This window comes from Novosphingobium sp., assembly GCF_965228995.1.
In the GTDB taxonomy this organism is placed as follows: Bacteria; Pseudomonadota; Alphaproteobacteria; order Sphingomonadales; family Sphingomonadaceae; genus Novosphingobium.
The window spans coordinates 2,636,716-2,652,463 of record NZ_OZ245852.1 but is presented as its reverse complement, the minus strand read 5'-3'; the positions used below and the strand labels follow the sequence as shown (position 1 = coordinate 2,652,463).

Annotated in this window: 15 protein-coding genes and 1 tRNA gene; 2 read left to right on the top strand and 14 right to left on the bottom strand. The window is 66.1% G+C overall.

What is annotated here, in order from left to right; translation table 11 throughout:
- Positions 1-8 precede the first annotated feature (8 nt).
- The 9 genes from ACO056_RS12070 to ACO056_RS12030 are packed head-to-tail and all read right to left on the bottom strand — an operon-like array spanning position 9 to position 8,169.
- Entirely contained in the window at positions 9-179 is a 171-nt protein-coding gene (locus ACO056_RS12070; RefSeq protein ID WP_421847024.1) for a hypothetical protein, read from the bottom strand.
- On the bottom strand, positions 176-943 hold the full coding sequence (locus ACO056_RS12065) for an MBL fold metallo-hydrolase (protein ID WP_421847022.1): 768 nt from the start codon (positions 941-943) through the stop codon (positions 176-178). The genes ACO056_RS12070 and ACO056_RS12065 overlap by 4 nt, the downstream gene beginning before the upstream one ends.
- Positions 940-1,716: a TatD family hydrolase gene (locus ACO056_RS12060; protein WP_421847020.1), complete on the bottom strand. Its 777-nt coding sequence runs from the start codon at positions 1,714-1,716 to the stop codon at positions 940-942. The genes ACO056_RS12065 and ACO056_RS12060 overlap by 4 nt, the downstream gene beginning before the upstream one ends.
- Entirely contained in the window at positions 1,716-3,278 is a 1,563-nt protein-coding gene (metG, locus tag ACO056_RS12055; RefSeq protein WP_421847018.1) for a methionine--tRNA ligase, read from the bottom strand. Before metG ends, ACO056_RS12060 begins: the two co-directional genes overlap by 1 nt.
- Before the next feature lie 47 nt (positions 3,279-3,325).
- The gene (locus ACO056_RS12050) at positions 3,326-4,282 is read right to left on the bottom strand and encodes a DNA polymerase III subunit delta' (protein ID WP_421855471.1); all 957 of its coding nucleotides are present in this window, start codon (positions 4,280-4,282) and stop codon (positions 3,326-3,328) included.
- Entirely contained in the window at positions 4,279-4,923 is a 645-nt protein-coding gene (gene tmk / locus ACO056_RS12045; protein WP_421847016.1) for a dTMP kinase, read from the bottom strand. Before tmk ends, ACO056_RS12050 begins: the two co-directional genes overlap by 4 nt.
- Positions 4,920-6,083, bottom strand: coding sequence for a D-alanyl-D-alanine carboxypeptidase family protein (locus tag ACO056_RS12040; protein ID WP_421847014.1), 1,164 nt, complete (start codon positions 6,081-6,083; stop codon positions 4,920-4,922). The genes tmk and ACO056_RS12040 overlap by 4 nt, the downstream gene beginning before the upstream one ends.
- A 57-nt stretch (positions 6,084-6,140) precedes the next feature.
- Positions 6,141-7,151 (bottom strand): SPOR domain-containing protein, encoded by a 1,011-nt coding sequence (locus tag ACO056_RS12035; protein WP_421847012.1) that lies wholly within the window; start codon positions 7,149-7,151, stop codon positions 6,141-6,143.
- On the bottom strand, positions 7,135-8,169 hold the full coding sequence (locus ACO056_RS12030) for a lytic murein transglycosylase (protein WP_421847010.1): 1,035 nt from the start codon (positions 8,167-8,169) through the stop codon (positions 7,135-7,137). Before ACO056_RS12030 ends, ACO056_RS12035 begins: the two co-directional genes overlap by 17 nt.
- A gap of 167 nt (positions 8,170-8,336) precedes the next feature.
- Between ACO056_RS12030 and ACO056_RS12025 the strand changes: the two genes are divergently transcribed.
- Positions 8,337-8,426: transfer RNA gene (locus ACO056_RS12025), tRNA-Ser, on the top strand.
- Positions 8,427-8,435: 9 nt separating this feature from the next.
- On the opposite strand, the gene ACO056_RS12020 is transcribed toward ACO056_RS12025, so the two are convergent.
- Genes ACO056_RS12020 through ACO056_RS12005 form a run of 4 tightly spaced genes read right to left on the bottom strand, consistent with a single transcriptional unit; the run spans position 8,436 to position 12,653 of the window.
- Complete coding sequence (locus ACO056_RS12020) at positions 8,436-9,617, bottom strand: NAD(P)/FAD-dependent oxidoreductase (RefSeq protein WP_421847008.1); 1,182 nt, start codon at positions 9,615-9,617, stop codon at positions 8,436-8,438.
- A gap of 10 nt (positions 9,618-9,627) precedes the next feature.
- Positions 9,628-11,040, bottom strand: coding sequence for a dihydrolipoyl dehydrogenase (lpdA, locus tag ACO056_RS12015; protein ID WP_421847005.1), 1,413 nt, complete (start codon positions 11,038-11,040; stop codon positions 9,628-9,630).
- 24 nt (positions 11,041-11,064) lie between these two features.
- Entirely contained in the window at positions 11,065-11,334 is a 270-nt protein-coding gene (locus ACO056_RS12010; protein ID WP_421847003.1) for a hypothetical protein, read from the bottom strand.
- Positions 11,331-12,653, bottom strand: coding sequence for a pyruvate dehydrogenase complex dihydrolipoamide acetyltransferase (locus ACO056_RS12005; protein ID WP_421847001.1), 1,323 nt, complete (start codon positions 12,651-12,653; stop codon positions 11,331-11,333). The genes ACO056_RS12010 and ACO056_RS12005 overlap by 4 nt, the downstream gene beginning before the upstream one ends.
- A gap of 255 nt (positions 12,654-12,908) precedes the next feature.
- Here ACO056_RS12005 and ACO056_RS12000 point away from each other — a divergent pair, with 255 nt between their 5' ends.
- Entirely contained in the window at positions 12,909-13,409 is a 501-nt protein-coding gene (locus ACO056_RS12000) for a universal stress protein (protein WP_421846999.1), read from the top strand.
- Positions 13,410-13,428: 19 nt separating this feature from the next.
- Here ACO056_RS12000 and ACO056_RS11995 read toward each other — a convergent pair whose 3' ends face one another.
- Entirely contained in the window at positions 13,429-15,726 is a 2,298-nt protein-coding gene (locus tag ACO056_RS11995) for a ribonuclease R family protein (protein WP_421846997.1), read from the bottom strand.
- Positions 15,727-15,748: the final 22 nt, after the last annotated feature.

The following is a 15,748-nucleotide window of genomic DNA, read 5'->3' as shown; positions in this document are numbered from 1 at the left end:
AGCGCCCGTCAGCGCCGATACCCCGCAAACACCAGCGCCGCCGCTAGGATGATCACCGCCCAGGCGCCCGCCATCATCATCCCCGAAGAGAGCTTGAGCCCGCAGAGCCTGCCGTTTGCCAGTACGAGCACCAGCGCCATGACAATCCCGATCAGCGCGACGAACTTGTCCGGCGTCACAGCGCGATCTCCATTCCGTCATAGCCCGGCTCGACATGCGCCGGTGTCTCGTCGCACAGTGTCCGGTAATCCATGCTCTTGTCGAGATGCGTCAGCACCGCACGACCCGCACGGCAGGCTTCGATGAGTTCGAGCGACATTGCCAGATGCGCATGCGTCGGGTGCGGCTTTCGCCGCAAAGCATCGACCACGAGCACGTCGACGCGGTCGAACAAGGCAACCATTTCGCCGGTGATCGCACTGAAGTCCGTCGCGTAACCGATTGACTTGCCGTCCTGATCGAAGCGAAATGCAGTCGTCTGCGCTGGCCCGTGCGGCATCTGGCAATGCGTCACACCGATCCCGGCAACCATGCGCACGCGATCGAGATTGTCGAGATTGCAGATGGTCGGATAGCCAAATTGTCCGGCAAAGACGTAGCCGAAGCGCTGCCGCAGCCGCCGTACGGTCTCGTCGGCTGCATAGCCCGGGATCGGCGCGCCGCGCCCCATGCGCAGTGGCCGCAGATCGTCGATCCCGTGCGTGTGGTCAGCATGGTCATGCGTCCAGACCACCCCGTCGATCCGTGCGATCTCGGTCGAGAGCAACTGGTGCCTGAGATCCGTTGGCGTATCGACAAGGATCCGCCCGCCATCCGCGCCCTCAACCACGATTGCCACGCGCGTCCGCCGGTTGCGCGGTTCCTCCGGATCGCAATCGCCCCAGTCATTGCCGATGCGCGGCACACCGGTTGATGTGCCCGAACCCAGAACGACCAGCTTCATGCCCGCGCCTTGCGGAACAGGCGGAAGAAGTTCGTGCTCGTCAGTTCGGCCAGTGCCTCCGCCGATGTCCCGCGCAGCGCCGCGACATAAGCGCAGGTATCCGCCACGAACCCGGGCTCGCAGACCTTGCCCCGATGCGGCACCGGCGCGAGGAACGGCGCATCGGTCTCCACGAGCAGTCGATCATCGGGCACTTCGGCAACAAAGGCCTGCAAGTCCTTGGCATTCTTGAAGGTGACGATGCCCGAGATCGAAATCGTCAGCCCCAGATGAACGACAGCGCGGCCAAACTCGGCCGATGCCGTGAAGCAATGAATCAGCGCCGGAAACGCACCCTTGGCCATTTCCTCGCTCAGGATGCGCAGCGTGTCGTCCTCGGCATCGCGGGAGTGGATCACGATCGGCAGCCCCGTCTCGCGCGCCACGCCGATGTGGACGCGAAACAGGTCCTGCTGCACCTGCCGGTCCGAATGATCATAGTAGTAGTCCAGCCCGGTCTCGCCAATGGCGATCACCTTGGGATCAGCCGCAGCTTCCCGTAGCGCCTCGGCGCCGAGATCCGCGTGAGCATCGGCCTCGTGCGGGTGGATGCCGATGCTTGCCCAGACGTCTGGCTCGCGATGTGCCGTCGCGACCACGGCATCCCACTCGCTGCGCCGCGTCGAGATGTTGAGGAAGCCCGAAACCCCGCGCGCCCGCGCCCGCGCCAGCACCTCGGCCTGCGTTTCGATCAGACCCTTGTAGTTGAGGTGACAATGCGAATCGATCAGCATCAGCCTGCGTCTTCCTCCGGGAGCTCCAGCCGCGGGAACGCCGGGCTCGGCGCGGCCAGCCGCTCGCCGGTGGCGACCCGCGCGAGGAACCAGTCTGCCTGGGTCAGCGCCGTGATCACGCGCTCGTCCGCCGGAATTCCCAGCTGATCCAGCACCTTGTCCGCCGCAGTTGGTACGACCGGGCGGATCGCGATGGTAAGATCGCGGATCGCCATGAACAGTGTCATCAGCACGGCGCACATCCGCTCGGGATCGCTTTTGCGCAGCGCCCACGGCGCCTGTTCGTCGACATACTGGTTGCAGGCAAACACGGCCCGCATCCAGCCCTCGATCCCGGCCGAGAAATTGAGCGCGGCAAACTCGCGCGGCAGTTCGTCGTGGCAGGCCTCGAACACCGTCGCTAGCAACTGGTCGTCCGCCTCCGCGCTCGCGAACTTGGCAATTTCACCGTCCATATTCTTGAAAATCATGGAAAGTGTGCGCTGAACCAGATTGCCGTAGCTGTTCGCCAGCTCGGCATTGCAGCGCGTCACGATCGCTTCGGGCGAATAGGAGCCGTCCTGCCCGAACACCACGTCGCGCATCAGGAAGTAGCGCAGTGTATCGACCCCGAACTGCTCCGCCAGCGCCAGTGGATCAGTCACGTTGCCGAGCGACTTCGATTCCTTCTGCCCGCGATTGAGGAGAAAGCCGTGGCCGAAGACCTGCTTGGGCACAGCCAGCCCGGCGCTCATCAGAAAGGCTGGCCAGTAGATCGTGTGAAAGCGCACGATATCCTTGCCGATCAAGTGCAGATCGGCCGGCCAATACTTCGCGTAATCGCCTGATTCATCCGGGAAACCAAGGCCGGTGATATAGTTGGTCAGCGCGTCGACCCACACGTACATCACATGGTTGTCGCTGCCCGACACCTTGACGCCCCAGTCAAAGCTGGTCCGCGAAACCGAGAGATCGCGCAGCCCCTGGCTGACGAACGCAATCATCTCGTTGCGCCGGCTTTCCGGGCGGATGAAGTCCGCATTGTCGCGGAACAGCGCGAGCAGCGGCTCCTGATACTTCGACAGGCGGAAGAACCAGCTTTCCTCAACCGTCCACTCGACAGGGGTGCCCTGGGGTGAAAGCTTCTCCCCCCCTTCCCCGTCGATCAGCTCGCTCGCATCGTAGTAGGCTTCGTCGCGCACCGAGTACCAGCCCTCGTACCGATCAAGGTAGAGGTCGCCGTTGGCTTCCATCCGCCGCCACAGCTCCTGCGTCGCGGCATGGTGGCGGGGTTCGGTGGTGCGGATGAAAACATCGTAGTCGACGTTCAAAGCATCCGCCATCGCGATGAAATGACTGGTCATTTCATCAGCAAGCTCAGCCGGAGTAATTCCCAGATCGCGTGCCTTCTGGGCCATCTTCAGGCCGTGCTCGTCCGTACCGGTCTGAAAGCGGACGTCGCGCCCCATCGCCTTCTGGAAGCGCGCGATCACATCGGCCGCGATCGCCTCATAGGCATGGCCGATATGCGGCTTCCCGTTGGGGTAGCTGATTGCGGTCGTGATGTAATAGGGCTCGCCCATGGGCTGCGACTGTCCTTGGCTTGGAATGGCCAAAGGTCAAAAACACCTCAGGCCGCGTTCTCCCTAGTGCGCGCTACCGAAGCCAGCAAGCCGCCGATTTCCAGTAGGAGCAGCGCGGGCTCGAAGTTGTAGGTTGGCACCTGTGCGGCGAGGCTGGTGAGGGCGGCATGGGCTTCGACGATTCTCAGCCGCTTGGCATCGTCACTGCGCGGCATGGCTTCGACCAGCGTTCGCCGCGCTGCCTCGACAAGCGCGAGCAATCGTTCCCGATCCGGTCGCTGGCCGAGCGTGGTCGAAAGCTCGGCCCGCAGCGCGAGATCGGGATCACCCTCCGCCACGAGCCGGGCCATGATCTGCCACGCCCCGCCAAGCTCCAGTTCGGCAAACGCAAGTGCAGCGCCCGGCGCCCCGCGTCCTGCCGCAATTGCAGCTTCCAGCGCAGCCCCGCCAAGCTGCGGCGCTTCGGCGGCCAGCGCCCGCGCCATGTCCTCAGGCCCGAGCGGTTGGAACCGCAGCACCATGCAGCGCGAGCGGACAGTGGGCAGCAGCCGGCCGATCTGGTGCGTCACCAGCAGGAAGAACGTGCCGACCGGCGGCTCCTCGAGGCTCTTGAGCAGGGCGTTGACGGCCCCCTTCTCCAGATCGTCCGCCGCATCGATGATGACGGCGCGCCGCGCGCCCATGGTTGGCCGCGTGACCAGGCGCCGCTGCACGCCGCGAATCTGGTCCACACTGATATTGCGCTTGCGGAGGTAGGGCTTGCCTTCGTCGCGCTTCTTCGCCTCGTCTTCGTTATTCGGCAGAGGTTCGAGCAGGTGGATGTCGGGGTGGGCTTCGGGCAGCGGCTGCGGCACGCCCGGCTCAGCGACCAGATCTGCCGCTGCCGCGCGCGCGAAGCTGGCCTTGCCCAGTCCTTCGCGCCCGGCAAGGATCCAGCCGTGGTGCATGCGGTGCCCGGCGCGGGCCGCGCGCCACACGGCCCAGGCCTCGTCATGACCGATCAAGCGTTGCACAGCGAGTCGACCGCCGCGAGAACGCGAGCGTGAACAGCTTCAGGCGCGCCGTTTGCCGCAACCAGCGCAAAACGCCCCGGCTCCGCTTCGGCATAGCGCAGGAAGGCTGCCGCCACACGCGCGTGAAAGTCCGCCCCGCGCCCGCCGATCCGGTCGAGCGCGCCGGCATCGCGCTTTTCCACGCGCCTTGCCGCCTCGGCAGGGTCGAGCGTGAGCAGTACCGTGCAATCGGGCAGCAGCCCCGCGCTGCCGATGCGGTGCAGGGTGAGGATATCTGCGTCCTCCAGCCCGCTGCCGCCGCCCTGATAGGCGCGGCTGCTATCGAGATAGCGATCGCACACGACCCATGCTCCGCGCGCCAGCGCCGGGCGGATCAGCGTTTCGACATGGTCTGCGCGCGCTGCGGCAAACAGCAGCGCTTCGGCCCGCGCGCCCCAGCCGAGGCCGTCCCTGGCCGGTCCACCCTTGTCCAGCAGTAGCGCGCGGATCGCTTCGGCCCCCGGCGTCCCGCCCGGTTCGCGCGTGGTGACGACGTCCAGCCCCCGCCCCCTTAGCGCTTCGGCCAGCAGCCGGCTCTGGGTCGATTTGCCGACCCCTTCCCCGCCTTCAAAGACGATGAATTTGCCGCTCATTGCCCCAGCATCGCGAGAAAGCCGTTGCGCAGCCGCGCCAGTGCGCCCGCTTCAGGAACATTCGCGGCCGCCACCAGCGGCAACCGCGTCTCGCCCTCGCCCGGCACTCGCACGATCAGGTTGGCGACTTCGTCTCCCTTGGCAATCGGCGCCCGCAGCGGCCCTTTGTAGCGCACGCTGAGCGAGTAGCGCGCATGGCCGCCGCGCGGCAACGTCAGCGCCAGCGGGTGCGGCGCTACGAGGTCCACGCTGCGTGCCTCGCCGCCCTGCACTTTTGCTGTCCCGATCCGTGCGCCCTCGGCAAACAGCGGATGCGCCTCGAACGCGGCAAAGCCCCATTCGATGAATGCGCGCGATTCCTTGGTGCGGTCGGCCGGGCGGTCATATCCGCCGACGACCATCATCAGCCGCCGCCCATTGCGGGTCGCGGAGCCGACAAGGCCATAGCCCGCCTCGTTGGTGAACCCCGTCTTCACCCCGTCCGCGCCCTCGACATGGCCATAGAGCGGGTTGTGGTTGGGCTGCTCGATCCCCCTGAACGAGAGCCGCTCATGCCCGTAGAACCGGGCATAGAGATCCGGGTGCCGGGTGATCAGCGCCGTGCTCAGAATGGCGAGATCGGCGGCGGAGACATAGGTTTCGCCCTCGTCCATCCAGCCATTGGCGGTGTTGTAATGCGTGTCTTTCATGCCGAGTTTCTTGGCCTCGGCATTCATCATCTCGGTGAACGCGCCGACGCTCCCCGCCACGCCTTCAGCCAGCACGACGCAGCCGTCATTGGCCGAAACCGTGACAATGCCCTCGAGCAGTTCGGCAACGGACGTATCGCTTCCGTCTGCCAGGAACATCGTGCTGCCCACCCGGTGCCACTTGCGGAAGGCTTCGTGGCTCATCGTGAAGCGCTGATCGAGCTTAAGCTTTCCCGCCTTGATCAATTCGAAAGCGACATAGCTCGTCATGATCTTGGTGAGCGAGGCCGGCACGAAGCGCCGATGCGATTGGCGCTCGAACAGCACGCGTCCGCCGTTCACGTCGATCAGCAGCGCGATGGGGGCCGAAACCTGCGGCATGGCAAGCGCTGCGCCCGCTGTGGTTTCAGGCGCGGGGGCCGCCGCACGCACCGGCACAGCGGCCAGCGCGGCGATCAGTACAGCGGTCACGATCCTCGATTGCAAGCGCAGGGTCCTCAGCCAGTTCGGGACCGCGCCGGGACGAGACTAGTCGCGCACGATCCGGGCACCCGCATAGCCCGCAGCGCGGGCCTTCGCCAGTCCGCGCTCGGCCTCATCCCCGGTGGAAAACGGCCCGCTGCGCACCCGCCAGAGCGAGCCTGCCTGCACCATCGATCCGCTCGCCTTGCGCGCAGCCGCCTCGGCATTGGCATGCTGCGAAAACGCGCCGATCTGCACGTAGAAGTGTCCGGCTGCCGCGACGGCAGGCTTTGCCGGTTCAGCCGGCGGCTTGGGCTTGGGCGCAATTGCGGCTTCAGGCTTGGGTGCAGGCTTTGAAGCCGGCTTCGGGGCCGGCTTGGGCAGCGTCTTTTCCGGGGCCAGCGCCGCCTTGGGAGCCGGCTGTGCAGCCAGTGCAGGCTTGGTCACTCCGGTCGTGGCCACTTGCGCCGGATGGATCGTCACCGGCAGGTCGGAAACCGGCGGCTCGATCCCGAGCTTGCGGCGCAGCGCGGCGAGCAGGCCTGCCGGCGTATCCATGCGGCGCGGCGCGGCCTGTCCGGTGCGCAGCAGCGCGCGTTCAGGCTCGGGCGGATTGACCCGGCGCACACGCACAGGTGCGGAAGCAGCGCCGGGCAAGCCCAGTTCGGCCCAGGCCATCGGTGAGAGCGCGACAAGGCCGTCGCCGCTCATCGGCCCGCGCCTGTCGATCCGCACGAGGATCGTCCGCCCGCTCGAAAGCGACGTGATCTCGACATAGCTCGGCACCGGCAGCGTGCGATGCGCGCCATCGATCCGCGCCGCAACGCCCTCTTCCGCGCCCATCGGCACGGCCTTGCCCACGGCATCGTAGTTGAGCGCATCGGACGGCGTATAAGTCACGCCGTCCACCACGAAGGGATCGCCCAGTGTTACCGGATAATCGCCTGCCGGTCCGGTCACCTCAGGCGGCAGCGCCTTTCGCTCGCGCGCAGCAAGTGGCGCGGCGAGGCCGCTGCCCAGCGCCAGCACCATGGCCAGCGCCAGAACGCTGCTGTTCCTGTTAACGGGCAATTTCATCAGCCAGAAGTCCAACCGAGAGAGCGTAGAGATTCGAGCAGTTGTAATCGAGGATGACCCTATAATTTCCGGTTAGCAGGTAGGCCGTCTGCCCTGGGCCATCCGGTTCGAGCAGGCTCGCAAGCGTATCGTCTGCCAAAGTGGGCGCACGCGGCACCACACCTAGCGCCTTCCATTCGCGCACCGTCTTCCACCGCGAATGCCGGGCAAAGACCTGCGGGCAGCGCGGGCTGGCCAGCGCCGTGCCCAGCGCAGCGCGGTCGAGCGGCAGGGTCACGTCCGCCGCAACGCCCCATGCCTCGCCCGGCCGCCATCCGGCATCGCGGAAGTAATTGGCGATCGAAGCGAGCGTATCGGGCTTGCTCGACCAGATATCCGCGAACCCGTCGCCATCGCCGTCCTGCGCCACACGCAAGTAGACGCTCGGCAGGAATTGCGGATTGCCGAAAGCGCCGGCCCAGCTTCCCACCAGTTTGCTGCGGGGCACGCCGCGATCGACCATCTTGAGCAGGGCAACGAATTCCTCGGCAAACAGTGCGCGCCGCCGCCCTTCATAGGCGAGCGTCGCCAGCGAGCGCGCAAGGTCGAAATCGCCGGTATAGGACCCGTAATTCGTCTCATGTCCCCAGATCGCAAGCACGATCTTGGGTGGCACGCCATAGCGCCGCTCCAGCGCAGCGAGAGTGTCGGCTGAGGCCAGATACTGCCGCTGCCCGCCGGAAATCCGCGCCGCGTCGACATGCGTGCGGCGATAGCCAGCAAACGCCGGGATCGAGGATGACGTCCCCGGCTGCGCGCGGTCCAGCGCGATGACGCGGGGGTTTTCAGTGAGCCCGGTCATTACCGCAGCGATGGTTTCCTCGCGCACGCCTTCTGCCCGCGCCTTTGCCGCAAGGTATTGCAGATAGCCCTGAAAACCCGCTGCCGCTTCGTCGTTTTGCGCGCCCGCAGGTCCGGCAAGGAGCGAGAGCACCAGCGCGGCAAGCCCCGCCCGGATAAGGGCAAGTTTGCGAGGCATACGAAATCGGAAGGGCAGTTGCATCGTGGGCGGACAGTCGCACAGCGCGGCGGCGCTGGGAATCCCTCAATCGATGAAACGCGTGGGAACCGCCGCAGGCCCCCCGCGCAAAACCTCTTTGCGAGCCATCGATCCCCCGCTATCGGCACTCGGGCGCTTAGCGCAGCGGACAGGTGGCCGAGTGGTTTAAGGCAGCGGTCTTGAAAACCGCCGTGGGTGGAAGCTCACCGTGGGTTCGAATCCCACCCTGTCCGCCAGTTTTCGGCTTACGAACTCAGCACCATCGCGGCGGCATGCGCGCTCGCCCAGGCCCACTGGAAGTTATAGCCGCCGAGCCAGCCCGTCACATCCACCGCTTCGCCGATGGCAAAGAGGCCCGGCACCGCATTGGCGCCCATCGTGCGCGATGAAAGGCCTGCGGTGCTGATCCCGCCCGCTGTCACTTCCGCCTTGGCAAAGCCTTCGCTGCCACTTGGCATGAAGGTCCACCGCCGCAGCTGCGCTTCGGCTGCGCGCAGGGCCTTGTCCTGCTTCTGGCCAAGTTCGCCCTCGATCCCGGTGCGTTCGGCCAGCCGCACCGCAAGCCGCTCAGGCAGCATGGCGCCCAGCGCCTTTGCCATGGCGATGCGCGGGCGCTCGCGCTTGGCGGCAAGCAGCCAGTCTTGCTGTTGATCAGGCAGAAAATCGATCTCCACCGCGCTTCCCGGGCGCCAGTAGGACGAGACTTGCAGGATCGCCGGGCCCGACAGGCCGCGGTGCGTGAACAGGGCCGCCTCGCGAAACGCCGCCTTGCCGCTGCGCGCCACAACTTCCGCCGATACCCCGGAAAGCTCGCGAAACAGGGCCTCCTCGCCCGAAAGCGTCAGCGGCACCAATGCCGGGCGCGGCTGAACGACCTTCAGCCCGAAGCGCCGCGCCAGATCATAAGCAAACCCGCTCGCCCCCAGCTTGGGGATCGAAGGCCCGCCCGTCGCAATCACCAGCGCAGAAGCAGCGAGGGTTTCCGCGCCGAAGCCTACCCGGAACAATCCGTCCGAATGCTCCACCGCGCCGACCGGCTCGCCGCAGCGCAGGTCCACTTTGCCCGCGCGGCATTCCTCCACCAGCATCGCCACGATCTGCTTGGCCGAGCCATCGCAGAACAGCTGCCCCAGCGTCTTTTCGTGCCAGGCAATGTCGTAGCGCTCGATCAGTGCGATGAAGTCCGCTGGCGTGTACCGGCTCAGCGCCGAGCGCGCGAAATGCGGGTTCTCTGAAAGGTAGCGGTCAGGCGCGGTGTGGAGATTGGTGAAATTGCACCGCCCTCCCCCCGAAATCAGGATCTTCTTGCCCGGCGCATCGGCATGATCGAGCAACGCGACGCGCCTCCCGCGCTGGCCTGCCAGCCCCGCACAGAATAGCCCCGCCGCCCCGGCGCCGAGGATGATCACATCATGCGTCGGCGTCACGCCCGGAACATCAGATGTGGATCGCGCGCCCGTAAGCTGCGAGCACGCTTTCGTGCATCATCTCAGACAGCGTGGGATGCGCGAAGACGGTGTGCATAAGCTCGGCCTCGGTCGTCTCGAGCGTCTTGCCCACGACATAACCCTGGATGAGCTCGGTCACTTCCGCGCCGATCATGTGCGCACCGAGCAGCTCGCCGGTTGCGGCATCGAACACCGTCTTGATGAAGCCTTCCGCCTCGCCCAGCGCAATCGCCTTGCCGTTGCCGATGAACGGGAACGTGCCTACCTTGAGCTCGTAGCCCGCTTCCTTGGCCTTCGCCTCGGTCAGCCCCACGCTGGCCACCTGCGGGTGGCAGTAGGTGCAGCCGGGAATGTTGAGCCGGTCCATCGGATGCGGGTGGACTTCGGTATTGCCCAGCGCCTGCGCGATGGCCTCGGAGGCAATCACGCCTTCGTGGCTCGCCTTGTGTGCCAGCCACGGCCCGGGTGTCACGTCGCCGATGGCCCAGACGCCGGGTACATTGGTGCGGCCATAGCCGTCGATGGCGATGATCCCGCGCTCCGCCTGCACGCCCAGCGCTTCAAGCCCGATGTTCTCGGTGTTGGGCACGATACCGACGGCCACGATCACATGGCTGAAATCGTGTTCGGCCGCGGAGCCGTCCTTGCCCTTGATCTTGGCCTTCACGCCGGCGGCGCTCGTCGCGATGCTCTCGACGCCCGCACCGGTGAGGATCTTGATGCCCTGCTTGGTCAGCGACTTCTCGAGGAATGCCGAAACTTCGGCATCTTCCACCGGCACGATCCGGTCCATCATTTCGACGACCGTAACATCCGCGCCCATATCGTTGTAGAAGCTGGCAAATTCGATGCCGATCGCGCCCGAACCGATAACCAGCAGCTTGCTCGGCATTGCGGGCGGCACCATCGCGTGGCGGTAGGTCCAGATGCGGTTCCCGTCCGCCTTGGCAAACGGCAGATCGCGGGCGCGCGCACCCGTAGCCACGATCACGTGCTTGGCCGAGATGGTCTCGGTGCCCTTCTCGCCCGTCACTTCGACCTGCCCTGCGCCTTTCAAAACGCCGGTGCCCATGTGCACGGTGATCTTGTTCTTGCGCATCAGGTGCGTCACGCCCTGGTTGAGCTGCTTGGCCACCCCGCGCGAACGTTTCACCACCGCATCGATATCCGCGCGGATGTTGTCGGCGGCGAGGCCATAGCTCGCGGCGTGCTTCATCTGGTTGAACACTTCGGCAGACCGCAGCAGCGCCTTGGTCGGAATGCAGCCCCAATTGAGGCAAATGCCGCCGAGCAGCTCGCGCTCGACAATGCCGACCTTGAGGCCCAGCTGCGCCGCGCGGATCGCCGCGACATAGCCGCCGGGGCCCGAGCCGAGAACGAGAAGGTCGTATTGGTCAGCCATAAGTTCCTCAAATCAAGATCAGCGCTATATATTGAAGGCTATGCCCAGCACCATCAATGCTACCTGGATCAGCAAGACCGCAAACACAATTTTGCTAGTCGTCGTCGCCTCGGTAAAGATCTTGGCAGCGCCCACGCAGGCCATGCCGTAGCCGAGGGAGTACTGCCAGGTATCATCCCCTCGGCCATTATATTCCATTGATTTCAAAATAAAAATTAGAGGGGTAACGCAAATGAACAGGTATCCCGTAACCTCCGCCGCACGGCGCAGCTTCAGGAACGTCGCCTCGTTCATGCCACCAGCGAAAGCGGCGCTTCCACTAGCGTCTTGAACGCCTGCATCAGCTGCGCGCCTTCCGCCCCGTCGATGGCGCGGTGGTCGAAGCTGCCGGTGGCGGACATGACGGTGGCAATGCCCAGCGCATCGTCGATCACATAGGGGCGCTTCTCGCCCGCGCCGATCGCCATGATCATGCCCTGCGGCGGATTGATCACCGCCTCGAACTGCTTGATCCCGAACATGCCGAGGTTGGAAAGGCTGGCCGTTCCGCCCTGATACTCGTGCGGCGCCAGCTTGCCCGCCTTCGCCCGCGCGGCAAGGTCCGCCATGTCCTTCTGGATGGCCGAGATCGACTTGACGTCGGCCCCCGTCACGATCGGCGTGATCAGCCCGCCCGGGATCGAAACCGCGACCGCAATGTCGGCGCGCAAATAGCGGATCAGCGTGTCGCCCGCGAAGCTGACATTGGCATCGGGCGCGAGAATCAGCGCCTTGCCCAGCGCCTTGATCAGCAGGTCGTTGACCGAGAGCTTCACGCCCTGGCCAGCGAGGGCGGAGTTCAATTCGGCGCGCAGCTTCAGCAGCTTGTCCAGGCTGATATCGACAGTGAGATAGTAGTGCGGCACCGTCGCCTTGGCCTCGGTCAGGCGGCGCGCGATGGTCTTGCGCATCGAGGAAAGCTTGACGGCCTCGTGCGGAATATCGGTGCTGAACGGCGCGGGCGCCGGAGCCGGAGCCGGAGCAGCTACCGCGGCAGGCGCCATGACCGGAGCGGCCACCGCGGGAGCCGCAGCCGGTGCTGCCGCCGGAGCCGCATCGAGATCGGCCTTGATGATCCGCCCATGCGGGCCGCTGCCGGTGACCGTGCTGAGATCGATGCCCTTCTCTCCGGCGATGCGCTTGGCGAGCGGGCTTGCCACGATGCGATCACCCGTCGGAGCGGCCGGTGCCGGGGCCGCCGCAACGGGTGCAGGCGCAGCCGGAGCCGCCGGAGCAGGCGCAGCCGCGACAGGTGCGGGGTCCGGCGCAGCAACAGGCGCCGGTGCAGCAGCCGCCGGAGCCGCAGCCGCCGCCGGTGTGGCATCGCCTTCATCCTCACCCGCAATCGTCGCGATCACGGTGCCGACTTTCACGCCCTCGGTGCCTTCGGAAACCTCGATGGCGACCACTGTGCCCTCATCGACGGCTTCAAATTCCATGGTCGCCTTGTCGGTCTCGATCTCGGCCATGATGTCGCCGGATTTGACGGTGTCGCCCACCTTCACCAGCCACTTGGCCAGCGTGCCTTCCTCCATCGTGGGTGACAGCGCGGGCATCTTGATCTGGATCGGCATGGGCAGCTCTTTTCCCTAATGGTTACCGGGGCCTGGTTAGCGGGGCCACGCGCGGGGACAGACCATCCGGCTACCCCTGCCTTGCGCGTGCCTCTTGGCACATGGGGCGCCATTTCGCCACCCGCGCAGGGCGGGTCAAGTCTCTTGGCGCTTGCCCCGCATACGAATTAGGCCAATACGCATGACCCTGTCGAATGACCGGCAGTGCGATTGGCGTGTAAAGTGACCTTATCGCAAGGGGGCAGCATGGTTGGCATGGCAAGCGAGGCTGAAGGCAGGCCGGGCGCCGAGGCGCGCGCGAAACAGCGCGTCTATCTCGTCATCATGGACGATACCGAGGAAGCCGACCGTGCGTTGCGCTTTGCCGCCCGCCGCGCGGTGCGCACCGGCGGCACCGTTCACATCCTCGCGCTGGTGCCCCGGCAGGAATTTGTGGTGTTCGGCAGCATTCAGGCGACAATCGAAGCGGAAGCCCGCGAGCGCGCCGAAGATCTCGCCCGCGCTGCCGCCGGCAGCCTGGCCAGCGAATCCGGCCTCGAACCCGCCGTCGCGGTGCGCACCGGCAGCGGGCCGCAAGTCGTGCGCGAATACCTCGGCGAACATCCCGAAGTTTCCGCTCTGGTGCTGGGCGCTGCTGCCGAGGGTAACCCCGGCCCGCTCGTCACGCACTTTACCTCGCACCTTGGCCAATTGCCCTGCGTGCTGATGATCGTGCCGGGCGGGATCGACGAGAGCGGCATCGATTCGTTCAGCTAGGTTCAGGACCTGCCGCGTCCTACCGCTTGCGCCCCTGATGCCGGATATTGCGCGGCCGCCCGCGCGGTCCCTGCATGAAGCCGCCGGCCGTTTTCGGCCCCCGGTCGTGAGGCCGCCCGCCGCGTGGCTCGATCCGTCCGGCGCCGTCCGGCAGATCGACCGGCTCGAACTTGAGCGCGCCCGTCAGCGGATTGGCTTCGGCCAGCCGCAGCTTCAGGATCATCCCCATCGCAAAAGTCTCGCCGGTTTCCTCGCCGACCAGCACCTGCCGCTTCTCGTCATGGGCAAAGCGCTCGGCCCCCAGGGTCGAGATCGGCACCAGCCCGTCACCGCCGAGGCCGATGATCGTGGCAAACAGGCCGAACTTCTGCACGCCGGTGATCCGGGTATCAAACACCTCGCCCACCCGGGCCGATAGCCATGCCGCCACATAGCGGTCGATCGTCTCGCGCTCGGCTTCCATCGCGCGGCGCTCGGCCTTGGAAATGGCATCGCTGATCCGCGCGAGATCGCTGCGATCCCGATCCGAAAGGCCGGAAGTTGCCGGAAGCTCGCGCGCTTCGGGCCGCGGCTGCTCTAGATGCCACGAATCGACCAGCGCGCGGTGGACCAGCAAGTCCGAATAGCGCCGGATCGGCGAAGTGAAGTGCGCATAGCTGCCCAGCGCCAGGCCGAAGTGCCCCGCATTGCGCGGCCCGTAATAGGCCTGAGTCTGGCTGCGCAGCACCGCTTCCATGACCAGCGCCTTCTCGGCCTCGTCGGTCACATCCTTGAGCATGCGGTTGAACAGCCCCGGGGTGATCACCTGCCCCAGTGCCAGCTTGCGGCCGAACGTCGCGAGATAGTCCTTCAGCGCCACCAGCTTCTCACGGCTCGGCGGTTCGTGGATGCGGTAGACCACTGGCGCGACCTTGGCCTCCAGCGCTTTCGCCGCCGCGACGTTTGCCGCGATCATGAAGTCCTCGACCACGCGGTGCGCATCGAGCCGTTCGCGGATGGCGATTTCGGCGATCTTGCCCTTCTCGTCGAGCACCACGCGCCGCTCCGGAAGCTCCAGCTCCAGCGGATCGCGTTTTCCACGGGCCTTCTCCAGCAGCCTCCACGCAGCCCAGAGGTTCTGGAGATGCGGCGCGGCTTCACGCGCATCGATCCGCCGCTGCGCTTCCTCGTAGGCAAGCACTTCGGCGATCCGCACCAGCGCCCGGGTAAAGCGCCAGCCGGTCACGTGCCCTTCGGCATCGATCGTAAGGTGGCAGGCCATCGCCGCCCGGTCCGCGCCGACTTTCAACGAACAGACGTCCGAACTCAGCACATGCGGCAGCATCGGCACCACGCGGTCGGGGAAGTAGACCGAATTGCCGCGCTTCCTCGCCTCGCGGTCCACTGCCCCGCCGGGCCGCACATAGAAGCTCACGTCCGCAATCGCGACAACTGCGCGGAAGCCGCCCTCGCCATCCGGCTCGGCCCAGATCGCATCGTCGTGGTCGCGCGCATCCGCCGGGTCGATGGCCACGATGGGAAGCGCACGCAAGTCCTCGCGGGCATCCTCGGAGAGCGCCATCCCGGCCGCAATCGCCGCTTCGTCGATTGCATCCTGCGCAAAGGCGAAGGGAATGCCATGCTTGTGGATCGCGATCAGGCTGAACGCGCGCGGCGCCAGCGGATCGCCCAGCACTTCGGTGATTTTGAGGCCCGCGCGTGGGCTCTTGCTCACCGGCTCGCCCAGCACGAGCTGGCCTGCCGCCGCCCCGCCAAGATCCGAGATAGCCACAGCGTTGCGCACACGTTTGTCCACAGGCGCGAGCCAGGGCTTGCCCGCCCCGTCGAACTCAACCACGCCCAGCACTTGCTCGGTCCGCGTCGGCAGCTTCTTCATCACATGCGCGATGAGGCCCCGGCCTGCTTCCTCGGTGCGCGCGAGCACGCGGTCGCCCACCTTGAGCGCGGCCTGCGCGCTCTTGCCCTTTCCGCGCGGCTCGATGATCCGCACGCGCGGCGGCGGCGCGCCGTCATCGGGCTGCCAGGTATCCGGAATCGCCAGCGGCTGCCCGTCCTCGATCTCCAGCACACGCAGCACCGTCACCTTCGGCACTCCGCCCATGCGATGAAACGCGCTGCGATTGCCGTCGATCAGGCCTTCCTCGGCCATGTCCCTCAGCAGCGCTTTCAGCGCGATCTTCTCGGTGCCCTTGAGCCCGAAGCCCTTGGCAATCTCGCGCTTGCCCGCCGGTTCTTCACTTGCAGCGATGAAGTCCAGCACCTGCTGGCGAGTGGGAAGTCCGTCGGGCCCGTTGGGCGTCTGCTTGCGAAGTGCCATCGAAGACCTCTGGCCCCTGACG

Coding starts and splice junctions, on each gene's coding strand:
- ACO056_RS12010 (WP_421847003.1), bottom strand. CDS start 11,334: ATGAACGAGGCGACGTTCCTGAAGCTGCGCCGTGCGGCGGAGGTTACG.
- ACO056_RS12030 (WP_421847010.1), bottom strand. CDS start 8,169: ATGCCTCGCAAACTTGCCCTTATCCGGGCGGGGCTTGCCGCGCTGGTG.
- ACO056_RS11995 (WP_421846997.1), bottom strand. CDS start 15,726: ATGGCACTTCGCAAGCAGACGCCCAACGGGCCCGACGGACTTCCCACT.
- ACO056_RS12035 (WP_421847012.1), bottom strand. CDS start 7,151: ATGAAATTGCCCGTTAACAGGAACAGCAGCGTTCTGGCGCTGGCCATG.
- ACO056_RS12060 (WP_421847020.1), bottom strand. CDS start 1,716: ATGCTGATCGATTCGCATTGTCACCTCAACTACAAGGGTCTGATCGAA.
- ACO056_RS12005 (WP_421847001.1), bottom strand. CDS start 12,653: ATGCCGATCCAGATCAAGATGCCCGCGCTGTCACCCACGATGGAGGAA.
- ACO056_RS12065 (WP_421847022.1), bottom strand. CDS start 943: ATGAAGCTGGTCGTTCTGGGTTCGGGCACATCAACCGGTGTGCCGCGC.
- tmk (WP_421847016.1), bottom strand. CDS start 4,923: ATGAGCGGCAAATTCATCGTCTTTGAAGGCGGGGAAGGGGTCGGCAAA.
- lpdA (WP_421847005.1), bottom strand. CDS start 11,040: ATGGCTGACCAATACGACCTTCTCGTTCTCGGCTCGGGCCCCGGCGGC.
- metG (WP_421847018.1), bottom strand. CDS start 3,278: ATGGGCGAGCCCTATTACATCACGACCGCAATCAGCTACCCCAACGGG.
- ACO056_RS12000 (WP_421846999.1), top strand. CDS start 12,909: ATGGCAAGCGAGGCTGAAGGCAGGCCGGGCGCCGAGGCGCGCGCGAAA.